Annotated in this window: 11 protein-coding genes; all 11 read left to right on the top strand. The window is 68.2% G+C overall.

The features are described 5' to 3' along the window. Nucleotides 1–425, top strand: a 425-nt coding sequence (locus tag OXM58_18745; GenBank protein MDE0150401.1) for a hypothetical protein, incomplete at its 5' end; no start/stop codon positions are given. A 298-nt stretch (nt 426–723) separates the two neighbouring features. Then, the gene (locus OXM58_18740) at nt 724–1,734 is read left to right on the top strand and encodes an ABC transporter permease (GenBank protein ID MDE0150400.1); all 1,011 of its coding nucleotides are present in this window, start codon (nt 724–726) and stop codon (nt 1,732–1,734) included. Next, nucleotides 1,727–2,614, top strand: a complete 888-nt coding sequence (locus OXM58_18735) for an ABC transporter permease (protein ID MDE0150399.1) — start codon at nt 1,727–1,729, stop codon at nt 2,612–2,614. The genes OXM58_18740 and OXM58_18735 overlap by 8 nt, the downstream gene beginning before the upstream one ends. Further along, a complete protein-coding gene (locus tag OXM58_18730) occupies nt 2,611–3,543 on the top strand; it encodes an ABC transporter ATP-binding protein (protein ID MDE0150398.1) in 933 nt (310 codons plus the stop codon). The genes OXM58_18735 and OXM58_18730 overlap by 4 nt, the downstream gene beginning before the upstream one ends. Further along, nucleotides 3,536–5,116: an SDR family oxidoreductase gene (locus tag OXM58_18725; GenBank protein MDE0150397.1), complete on the top strand. Its 1,581-nt coding sequence runs from the start codon at nt 3,536–3,538 to the stop codon at nt 5,114–5,116. Before OXM58_18730 ends, OXM58_18725 begins: the two co-directional genes overlap by 8 nt. Nucleotides 5,117–5,183: 67 nt before the next feature. Continuing rightward, nucleotides 5,184–6,713, top strand: coding sequence for a long-chain fatty acid--CoA ligase (locus OXM58_18720; GenBank protein MDE0150396.1), 1,530 nt, complete (start codon nt 5,184–5,186; stop codon nt 6,711–6,713). Nucleotides 6,714–6,746: 33 nt separating this feature from the next. Beyond that, nucleotides 6,747–8,429, top strand: a complete 1,683-nt coding sequence (locus OXM58_18715; protein ID MDE0150395.1) for an acyl-CoA dehydrogenase family protein — start codon at nt 6,747–6,749, stop codon at nt 8,427–8,429. After that, the gene (locus OXM58_18710) at nt 8,426–9,196 is read left to right on the top strand and encodes an SDR family NAD(P)-dependent oxidoreductase (protein MDE0150394.1); all 771 of its coding nucleotides are present in this window, start codon (nt 8,426–8,428) and stop codon (nt 9,194–9,196) included. Before OXM58_18715 ends, OXM58_18710 begins: the two co-directional genes overlap by 4 nt. Further along, the gene (locus OXM58_18705) at nt 9,193–10,263 is read left to right on the top strand and encodes a phosphotransferase family protein (GenBank protein MDE0150393.1); all 1,071 of its coding nucleotides are present in this window, start codon (nt 9,193–9,195) and stop codon (nt 10,261–10,263) included. The genes OXM58_18710 and OXM58_18705 overlap by 4 nt, the downstream gene beginning before the upstream one ends. Nucleotide 10,264: 1 nt before the next feature. Beyond that, the gene (locus OXM58_18700) at nt 10,265–10,870 is read left to right on the top strand and encodes a GNAT family protein (GenBank protein ID MDE0150392.1); all 606 of its coding nucleotides are present in this window, start codon (nt 10,265–10,267) and stop codon (nt 10,868–10,870) included. A 96-nt stretch (nt 10,871–10,966) separates the two neighbouring features. Beyond that, on the top strand, nt 10,967–11,296 hold a 330-nt coding region (locus OXM58_18695), incomplete at its 3' end, for a helix-turn-helix transcriptional regulator (GenBank protein MDE0150391.1).

The raw sequence follows: 11,296 nt of genomic DNA, 5'->3' as shown, positions 1-11,296 counted from the left end.
ACGAGGTCATCCAGGCCATCGTCGGCATGTGGCGCAAGGTCGGCATCCAGGCCGATATTGAGGTCTACGAGGTCGCCAAGCATTTCGAGTTGCGCGCCCAGGACAAGCTCGCGCCTGCCGCCTTCTACAACTGGGGCAACTCGATCGGCGACCCGACGACCTCGACCGGCCATGCCATGTTCGGCCCGTCGCCGCACTCGACCTGGGACACCAAGGATCTGGACGGCATGATCGGCCCGCTGTGGGGCGAGAAGGACGAGGCCAAGCGCATCGCCGGCTGGCAGAAGGTCAACCGCTATATCGCGGAGAAGGCCTACGTCTTCCCGCTCTATCAGCAGGTCCAGCCGGTCGTGTTCAAGACGGGCCTGAAGTTCAAGGGCCACTTCGCCAATTTCGTCCTGCCCCAGGCCATGTCGAAGGGGTAGGGGCGGAATTTCTGCCGATGGCGGATCGCCGGTCCGGCGCGAGCGATTGCAGCCGGACCGGCGCCGCCGCTAAATCCCCTATAATGTCGCCCCGGACGAAGCGCAGCGTAAATCCGGGGCCCAGAGCCGAGCCGAAAGTCGGCACCGGCGGCTCCTTCGGCAAGCTCAGGGCAGGCTCTCCCTTCGGTCGGCCGGGGTGACACAGTACGTTTTTTCGGCAAGATGCTCGCGGTCGAAGGGGCGGAGAGTCAAAATACTTCTGCCGCCTGCGAACACTCCGGGCTGACGCCGCAGACCCATGTCCTGGTCCTTCCTGCTCCGCCGGCTGCTTCTGGCGATCCCGACATTGTTCGGCGTGGCGGCGATCGTGTTCGTGCTGCTGCGGGTGGTACCGGGCGATCCGATCGCCATGCTGATCGGGCCGGGAGCGACCGAGGCAGACATCGCCGCGCTGCGCCGGCTTTACGGGCTGGACGAGAGCATCGCCCTCCAGTTCGTCTACTATCTGCAGGATCTCGCCGGCGGCAATTTCGGCACCTCGATCTCGATGCGCCAGGACGTGATGGAACTGGTGCTCGGCCGCCTGCCGGTGACCGTCGAGCTGTGCCTGGTCGCCATGTTCGTCGCGGTCGGGCTCGGCGGTGCGATGGCGCTCGCCGGCGCCTATTGGCGCGGCCGGTCCGGCGAGGCGGCGGTCGACGGCGCCGCGGGGTTCATCCTGGCGATCCCGGACTTCCTGTGGGCGCTGCTGTTCATTCTGTTCGTCGTCGTCTTCGCGCTCGACGGCCTGCCGATCTCCGGCCGGATCGGCCATGACGTCGGCTTCCGGGGTGCGACCGGCTTTCTGCTGATCGAGAGTCTCGTCCGCCTGCGCTTCGACGCCTTCGGCTCCGTCCTCCTCCACACGGTATTGCCGGCCATCGCGCTGGCGCTGCCGCTCGCCGCCATCATTGCAAGGGTGCTCAAGACCTCGATCGCCGAGGCGATGACCCAGGATTATATCCTGATGGCGCGGGTCAAGGGCTTCTCGCGGGCGCGCATCGTCTGCCGCGAAGCCCTGCGCAACGCGCTCGTGCCGACCGTGACGCTCACCGGCGTCCAGTTCACCTTTCTGGTCGGCGGCACGGTGCTGGTCGAGAAGATCTTCTCCTATCCCGGCATCGGCAACATGGCGATCGACGCGGTCATCAACCGCGACCTGCCGCTGATCCAGGGCCTGGTGCTGACCTTCGCGGTGCTGTTCATCGCGGTCAACCTGCTGGTCGACATGAGCTACGCGCTGCTCAATCCGCGGATGCGCCATGGCTGAGGCGGCGGCCCTGGCCGGCCCGGTACGAGGGCGCGGCGGTACGGTCAGCCGGCTGCTGGCGAACCGGCGGGTCGTGCTGGGCGGCGCGGTGCTGCTGTTCTTTGCGCTCGCCGCGGTCTTCGCGCCGCTGATCGCGCCGCACGATCCGGTCGAACAGGATCTGCTGCTGCAATACGCGCCGCCCTTCTGGTCGGACAAGGCGGAAGCCGGCTACCTGTTCGGCACCGACAATCTGGGCCGGGATATCCTGTCCCGCCTCATCTACGGCGCGCAGATCGCCCTCTTCGTCGCCGTCACCGCCGCTGCCGCCGCCGGGCTGCTCGGCACGGTACTCGGCCTGCTCGCCGGCTATCTCGGCGGCTGGGTCGATGCCGTCATCTCCCGGCTGGTCGAGGTCTGGATGGCCTTCCCGGCGGTCCTGCTCTCCATCGTGTTGGTCGCGGTGATGGGGACCGGCCTGCATTCGGTCATCATCGCCATCGCGGTGATCGACTGGACGCGCTTCTGCCGGGTCGTGCGCGCCGAAACCATGGCCCAGAAGCAACAGGATTACGTCGCTTCGGCGGTCACCGTCGGCCTCGGCCGCATGGCCATCCTGTGGCGCGAAATCCTGCCCAACGTGCTGCCCCTGCTGCTCGTCCTGTTCACCCTGGAAATGGGCATCGCCGTGATCGTCGAGGCGATCCTCAGCTATGTGAACCTGTCGCTGGCCTCCGATTTCCCGACCTGGGGCACGATGATCGCTGACGGCCGGAAATATGTGAACCAGGCGCCCTGGCTGATGATCCTGCCGATCGTCTGCGTCATCGCCCTCGTCCTGGCGCTCAACGCGCTCGGCGACGGGTTGAAGGACGCGCTCGACCCGGTGATGCGCAAATGAGCGATGCGCAAATGACCGCCGGGACGCCGCCGAACGGCCCGATCCTCTCGGTCCGCAACCTGCATCTGGCGATCGCCGGCCGGCGGCGGCAGACGCCGATCCTGCGCGACGTCTCGCTCGACATCGTCCCCGGCGAGGTCCACGGGCTGGTCGGCGAATCCGGCGCCGGCAAGACGATGATCGGCAAGGTCATTCTAGGCATCCAGCCGTCGCTCGCCCGAATCACCGGCGGATCGGTGCGGTTCGACGGCCGGGACATCACCCATCTGCCGGAGAAGGAACGGCGTCGCCTGATGGGCCGGGGCCTCGGCCTGATTCCGCAGGACCCGATGACCTCGCTCAACCCGGCCTACCGCATCGGCGGGCAGATCGCCGACGTGTTGCGCCTGCATCTGGCCATGGACCGGGCGGCGGCCCGCGCGCGGGCGCTCGAACTGCTCGACGACGTCCACATCCGGGAGCCGGAGCGCGTGCTGCGCCAGTATCCCCACGAACTCAGCGGCGGCATGCGCCAGCGCGTCCTGATCGCCATCGCCTTCGCCTGCCGGCCCAAGCTGATCGTCGCCGACGAGCCGACGACCGCGCTCGACGTGACGGTGCAACGCCAGGTCCTCGCGCTGATCAAGGAAATGCAGGCGCAGGAAGGCGCATCGATTCTGTTCGTCACCCACGATCTCGGCGTCGTCGCCAAGATCTGCGACCGGGTGACGGTGCTGCACGGCGGGCGGGTCCTGGAAGCCGGCGACACGCGCCGGATCGTTGAGAGACCGCAGCACGATTACACCAAAGCCCTGATGGCCGCGACGCCGCGCCACGACCGGCCCGGCGACCTGCTGCGGCCGGTGCCCGAAGCGTTGACCGCCCGGCTGAACCAAGAGGCGCTGGCCTACGACGCCGCGCCCGGTGCGATGGGGGCTGGCCGTGGCTGAGCCCGCCCTCCTCGAAGCCGCCGGGCTGCGCCTGTCCCTGCCGGACTACAGCCGCAAGCCGCCCTTCGGTGCCGCGCCGCGGGTCGATATACTGCACGGCATCGACCTCACGCTCGCGCCCGGCGACACGCTGGGCATCGTCGGCGAGAGCGGCTCCGGCAAGACCAGCCTCGGGCGCACGCTGGTGCGCCTCTACAAGCCGACCGCCGGCAGCCTGCTGTTCGACGGCCAGGACATCACCGGCCTGCCGGAGGACCGGTTGCGCCCCTTGCGCGCCCGGTTCCAGATGATCTTTCAGGACCCGCAATCCTCGCTCAATCCGCGCCGCCGGGTCGCCGATATCGTCGCCCGGCCGCTGCGCCTCCACGGCCGCGCGGCGACGGCGGCCGAGGCGCGCAAGCAGGTCGACGCCCTGCTGGAAAGGGTCGCGCTGCGGCCGGTTCACGGCGAGCGCTATCCCCACGAACTGTCCGGCGGCGAGCGCCAGCGCGTCGGCATCGCCCGCGCCATCGCGTTGCAGCCGCGCCTGGTCGTCGCCGACGAGATCGTTTCCGGCCTAGACGTTTCGAGCCAGGCGCAGATCTTGGCGCTGCTGCGCGAACTGCGGCAGGACCTTGGCCTCGCCCTGCTGTTCATCAGCCACGACCTTTCCGTCGTGCGCACCGTGTGCGACCGGGTTATGGTGATGTTGAACGGCCGGGCGGTCGAACAGGGCGATTGCGCTTCGATCTTCGCGGCGCCGAAACACCCCTATACCCGCCGGCTCTTGAACGCGATCCCGCTGCCCGACGTCGACCCGGACTGGGTCGCCCGGACGGCGGAGAACGAACTGGGAGAGACACTGACGATGACTGTGAAAGACAGCGTGGCGCTGGTCACCGGCGCCAACCGCGGGGTCGGCGAAGCCTTCGTGCAGGCGCTGCTGAACCGCGGCGCGGCGAAGGTCTACGCCGCCATGCGCTCGACCGAGGGTTACGAGGCGCCGGACGGCCGCGTGCAGCCGGTCGAACTGGACGTGACCGACCATGCGGCGGTCGCAAAGGCGGCGGCGGAGTGCGGCGACGTCACCCTGCTGGTCAACAATGCCGGGGTGAACCACAACCGGCCGATCTCCGCCGACGCCGCCCAGCAGAACGCGCGCAACGAGATGGCGGTCAACTATTTCGGCACCATGGAAATGTGCCGGCAGTTCGGTCCGGTCCTCGGCGCCAACGGCGGCGGCGCCATCGTCAACATGCTGTCGATCCTGGCCCGGGTGAACCTGCCCATGATCGGCACCTACTGCGCGTCCAAGGCCGCGACCCTGTCGCTGACCCAGGGCGTGCGCGCCGAACTGGCGGCCCAGGGCACGCTGGTGGTCGCGGTCATGCCGGCCGCCATCAACACCCGCATGGGCGACATGAATCCGCCGCCGCTGGAAGAGCCGGCGGATGTCGCCAACGCGGCCCTCGACGCCGTCGAGGCCGGCGAGGAGGACATCTATCCCGGCGTCGTCGCCGGCGGCGTCAGCCAGGGCCTCGCCGCCGACCCGAAAGGCGTCGAAAAACAGTTCGCCGAATATCTGCCGGGATAGGGCCGACACGCGAAGGATCGCGCCGGCCCGGAACGGCCAAAGAAAAGAAGACGAGGAACAGTAGCGGATGCCCGTTCCCTACTACGACTGGGCCGCAGGCCACGCGGCGATCCGGCCTGACGCCCTGGCCCAGGTCGATATCCGGAACGGCCGGAGCTACACCTATGCCCAGATGGACGAGCGCTCGGCGCGGCTGGGGCGCTGGCTGCAGGACCGCGGCGTCGGCCGCGGCGACCGGGTCGCCATCCTGGCCTATAACGGCCCGGAATTCTTCGAACTGGAATTCGCCGCGGGCAAGACCGGCGCGGTCATGGTGCCGCTGAACTGGCGGCTGGCGCAGCCGGAACTCGAATATATCCTGGGCGATTGCGCGCCCAAGGTGCTGATCCACGATGTCGAATTCACCCAGGTGTGCGATGCCCTGCGCGACAGCTGCACCATCCCGCACGGACTGACCATCGACGTCGAGAATCCGGACAACCCCTACGACGCCGCGCTCGCCTCGGCACCGCCGGAGCCGGCAATCGAGGCGCTGACCCACGACGATCTGGCGATGATCATGTACACGTCCGGCACCACCGGGCGGCCCAAGGGCGCGATGATCACGCACCGGATGCACCTGTACAACTGCATCAACCTGGGGTTCAGCAGCCGGTTGTCGCCCGACACGATCCAGCTTGTCGTGCTGCCGCTGTTCCACACCGGCGGGCTCAACTGCTACACCAACCCGGTGCTGCACGCCGGCGGCCAGAACATCATCATGCGCGAGTTCGAGCCCGCCGCCGCCCTCGACTACATCGGCGACCCGGCGCTGGGCATCACCCACTTCTTCGGCGTGCCGGCGCATTACCAGTTCATGATGCAGGCGCCGAATTTCGAGACGGCAGACCTGTCGCGCCTCGTCATGTGCGGCGTCGGCGGCGCCTCCTGCCCGGTGCCGATCCTGGAAGCCTGGCTCGACCGCGGCATACCGCTGGTCCAGGGCTGGGGCATGACCGAGACCAGCCCAGCCGGCCTCTTCCTCGATATCCGGGATACGCGCCGCAAGGCCGGATCGGCCGGCAAGCCGGTCATGCACACCGAGATCAGGATCGTCGACGACACGGGCAGCGACGTGCCGCGCGGCGAGACCGGCGAACTGCTGATCCGCGGCCCCAACGTCACGCCCGGCTACTGGAATAAGCCGGAGGCGACCGAGGCCGCCTTCGTCGACGGCTTCCTCAAGACCGGCGACGCCGCCCGGATGGACGACGAAGGCTTCGTCTATATCGTCGACCGCTGGAAGGACATGTATATCTCCGGCGGCGAGAATGTGTATCCGGCGGAAGTCGAAAGCGTGATCTACCAACTGCCGCAGATTGCCGAGGCGGCGGTGATCGGCGTGCCGGACGAGCGCTGGGGCGAGGTCGGCAAGGCGGTCGTCGTCGTCAAGCCCGGCGAGACGCTGAGCGAACAGGAGCTTATCTCCCATTGCCTCGCCAACCTCGCCCGCTTCAAGGTGCCGGCCTCGGTCGCCTGGACGGACGTGCTGCCGCGCAACGCGACGGGCAAGGTGCTGAAATGGGAATTGCGCAAGGACTATGTGCCGGCGGCCTGACGCAAGCGGCCCCCGGCGGAAACGGATAGAGGGATGATCCCGCTCAAACCCATCGCCGACCTGCCGACCCACGAGGTCGTCAACATGCCGCCGCTGATCGGCGACCAGGATTTGTGGGCCGGCGACATCGCGCTGCGCGAAGCGGTGGCGCGGGAAGGCGCCGGACCGGCCGCGGACCGGCTCGCGGAATTCGGCCGGCTGATGGGCAGCGACGCGGTCTTCGAGAAGGCCGAACAGGCCAACCGGCATGTCCCGGAACTGCGCGCCTTCGACCGCCACGGCCGCCGCATCAACCAGGTCGCCTATCATCCGGCCTATCACGACCTGATGGAGATCGCCGTCGCCGGCGGCGCGCCGAACCACGCCTGGATCCACGGAGGGCCGGGCGCCCATGCCGCCAACATGGCGGTCGTCTACCTGTTCAGCCAGGCGGAAAGCGGCGTCCTGTGCCCGATGGCGATGACCTATTCGGTCATGCCGGTGCTGCAAAACAATCCCGGAGCGGGAGACGAATGGATCCCGCGGCTGCTCTCCGCCGAATACGATTCCCGGGACATCCCGGCGGCGGAAAAATCCGGCGCGCTGGTCGGCATGTTCATGACCGAGAAGCAGGGCGGCTCCGACGTCCGGGCCAACTCCACGACCGCCGAGCCGGCCGGCGCCGAGACCGGCGAGGGTGCAGCCTACCGCCTGTCCGGCCACAAATTCTTCTGCTCGGCGCCGATGTGCGACGCCTTCCTGACGCTCGCCTACACGAGCGGCGGCCTCTCCTGTTTCCTGATGCCGCGCTGGACGCCGGACGGCGAGCGCAACAACCTGTTCATCCAGCGGCTCAAGGACAAGCTGGGCAACCGGTCCAACGCGTCGTCGGAGATGGAGTTGCAGGACAGTTGGGCCGTGATGGTCGGGCCGGAAGGCCGCGGCGTGCGCACCATCATGGATATGGTGACCGGCAACCGGCTCTATTGCGCTGCAAACTCGGCGGCCCTGATGCGCCAGGCGCTGCTCCAGGCGCTGCACCATACCGGCCACCGCACCGCCTTCCAGAAAAAGCTGATCCAGCAGCCGCTGATGCGCAACGTGCTGGCCGACCTGGCGCTGGAGGCCGAGGCGGCGCTGGCGCTGGCGCTGCGCGTCGCCCGGGCCTGCGACGAGGCCGGAGACGGCGAGGAGGCCGCGGCCCTCTTCCGCATCGGCACGGCGCTGGCGAAATACTGGAACTGCAAGCGCGCGCCGGTCCACACCGCGGAAGCGCTCGAATGCCTGGGCGGGCCGGGCTACATCGAGGAATCGCCGATGCCGCGCCTGTATCGGGAAGCGCCGCTCAACAGCATCTGGGAGGGCTCCGGCAACGTCATCTGCCTCGACGTGCTGCGCGCCCTGCACCGGGAACCGGCCGCCGCGCCGGCCCTGATGGCGGAGCTGGAGTCGGCCCGCGGCGCGGATACGCGGCTGGATGCGGCGCTGGACGGCCTGAAAGCGGAACTGGCCGACCGGGACAATCTCGAATTCCGCGCGCGCCGCCTGACCGAGCGCATGGCGGTGCTTTGGCAGGCGGCGCTTCTGGTGCAGCATGCGCCGGGCCCGGTGGCCGACGCCTTCTGCGCGTCGCGGCTCGGCGCGCGCTGGACCGGCAGCTTCGGCACGCTGCCGGCAGAAACCGATTTTACCGCTATTCTCGATCGCGCAGAGCCGGCCGGGGAGCGCGCGGCGTGAAGATCGCCGGCAAGGTTGCCATCGTCACCGGGGCCGCGAGCGGCATTGGCAAGGCGCTGGCCGAACGCTTCGCGGCCGAGGGCGCCAGGGGCCTGGTGCTCGGCGATATCGACGGCGACGGCGTTGCCGCGGTCGCCGGCCGGACCGGCGCGGTCGGCATGGCCTGCGACGTCGGCGATGAGGCGCAGGTGCAGGCCCTGGTGGCGGAAGCCGAGGGCGCCTTCGGGCCGGTCGATATCTTCTGCTCCAACGCCGGCATCCTGCGCATCGGCGACGAGGACCAGCCCGACGCAGAGATCGAGGACAGCTTCCGCATCAATACGATGGCCCATATCTACGCCGCCCGGGCCGTCGCGCCCGGCATGGCGGAGCAGGGCGAGGGCTATCTGGTCAACACCGTGTCCGCCGCCGGCATCCTGCTTCAGGTCGACAGCATGGCCTATACGGTGAGCAAGCACGCCGCCATCGGGGTCGCCGAGTTTCTCGCCGCGAAATACGGGCCGAAAGGCCTCAGGGTCTCCGTGCTGTGCCCCCAGGGGGTGCATACCGGCATGACCGCCGGGCGGACCAGCCCGGCATTCGTGGACGGGGTGCTGGAACCGGAAGAGGTTGCCGAATCGGTCGTCCGGGCAATGGACGAGGAACGCTTCCTGATCTTCCCGCACGAAACGGTCTACACCTATATGCAGCGCAAGGCCGACGACCGCGACCGCTGGCTGCGCGGCATGGCGAAGGTCCGGGCGCGGTTTTTGGGGGAGGCACCGTGAGCGCGACCGGCAGCGACCGGCCGGGCGGGGTCGAGACCATCCCGGTCCGTGATGCGCACCGCTTCGACGAGGCGGCGCTCAAGGCCTTTCTGCGCGAGCGGCTTGACGGCTTCGACGGCGACATCGACATCCGCCAGTTCCAGGCCGGCCAGAGCAACCCGACCTTCTGCCTGTCCGCCGCCGGCCGGCGCTATGTTTTGCGCAAGAAGCCGCCGGGCAAGCTGCTGCCCTCGGCCCACGCGGTCGACCGGGAATACCGGGCGATCAACGCGCTGCAGGACAGCGCCGTTCCCGTGCCGCGGACATTCCTGCTGTGCGAGGACGAGAGCGTGATCGGCACGGCCTTCTACGTCATGGAGATGGTCGAGGGCCGGGTGTTCCACGACGCCGGGATGCCGGGCGCAACAGCGGAGGAGCGGCGCGTCTTTTTCGACGATTTCGCGCGAGTCCTCGCGGCGCTGCACACGGTCGATATCGAATGGGCCGGCCTCGCCGATTTCGGCCGGCCGCAGGGCTATCTCGAGCGCCAGATCGTGCGCTGGGGCAAGCAGTACGAGCTATCGAAGACCGAGGACATCCCGGAGATGGACCGGCTGCACGCCTGGCTGATCGAGCGCCTGCCGGACGATCCTTCGGTTTCCATCGTCCACGGCGATTTCCGCCCCGGCAACGTCATCGTCCATCCGGACCGGGCCAATATCGCGGCGGTGCTGGACTGGGAATTGTGCACCCTCGGCCATCCGCTCGCCGATCTCGGCTATTGCTGCGCCGCCTATCATGGCGAGATCGGCGCCCACGGCAGCTTCAGCACCCTCGACCATGCGGCGCTGGGCATCCCGACCGAGCGGGAATTCGTCGACGCCTACTGCCGCTACAGCGGCCGGGAGGAGATCGAGAATTTCCACTATTACGTCGTCCATTCCCTGTTCCGCAGCGCCGCCATCATCCAGGGCGTCTACAAGCGCGGGCTGGACGGCAACGCGGCCTCGTCCGAGGCGCTGGGTTTCAGCGGAATGGCGCGCGAACGGGCCGAGACCGCCTGGCGCGTCGTCGAGGCGTATTTCTAGCATGTGGCCGGAGCCCTTCCGCGCCGAAGGCCGGGCAGTCGCGGTCGAGCTGCTGTCCCACGACCATGCCGGCGACCTCGCCGAGGCGGCGGCGGACGGCGAGTTGCACCGGCTCTGGTACACCCTGGTGCCGGAGCCGGACGGCGTCGGCGCGGAAATCGACCGGCGGCTCTGCCTGATGGAAGAGGGCAGCATGCTGCCTTTCGCCATCATCGACCTGCGCGACGGGCCGCTTAGGGGCCGCGCCGTCGGCATGACGACCTACATGAACATCGAGGCGAAGCACCGGCGGCTGGAGATCGGTTATACCTGGTACCGCCGGGCGGTCCAGCGCACGGCGCTCAACACCGAGTGCAAGTTCCTCTTGCTCTCCAGGGCGTTCGAGGAGCTGGACTGCATCGCCGTCGAGTTCCGCACCCACGCCATGAACCTGCAGAGCCGGCGCGGTATCGAACGCCTCGGCGCGAAGCTCGACGGCATCCTGCGTCATCACATGATCATGCCGAACGGGTCTTTGCGCGACACCGCGGCCTATTCGATAACCGCGCCCGACTGGCCGGCCGTGAAGGCGAACCTGCTCTGGATGATGGAGCAGCCGCGCGATTGAGCGGCGGATACGGGATCGGCGCGTGCTGTACACCCTGGACATCGAAACCCGTTCCATGACGATCGCCGCAATTCTGCCGCGGGGAGGCGCTTACCGATGAAAGCGGCCCAATTCCTGACATTCGCCGGCGAGCAATATGCCGTGGTGCCCCGAGCGGAATATGAACTGTTGTGCAAAGCCGCCGATGAGGACGCTTTGGACGCCGCCATCCTCCGGCAGAGCCTCGAAGAGCCTGGGGAAGAACTTGTGCCCTTCGAGCTTGCCGAGCGCATCGCCGACGGCGAACATCCCGTTCGCGTGTGGCGCGACTATCGCGGGATGAAGGCCGGCGAACTGGCCGCCCGTGCCGGCGTCGCCGCGTCCTATCTCTCGGGAATTATAGCGAATAGTCACATTTTTCGCTTGAAACCGCTACCGAAAATCCCT

This window comes from Rhodospirillaceae bacterium (assembly GCA_028819475.1).
GTDB lineage: Bacteria > Pseudomonadota > Alphaproteobacteria > Bin65 > Bin65 > Bin65.
The sequence above is the reverse complement of the archived record's forward strand: the minus strand, read 5'-3'. Positions and strand labels throughout refer to the sequence as shown.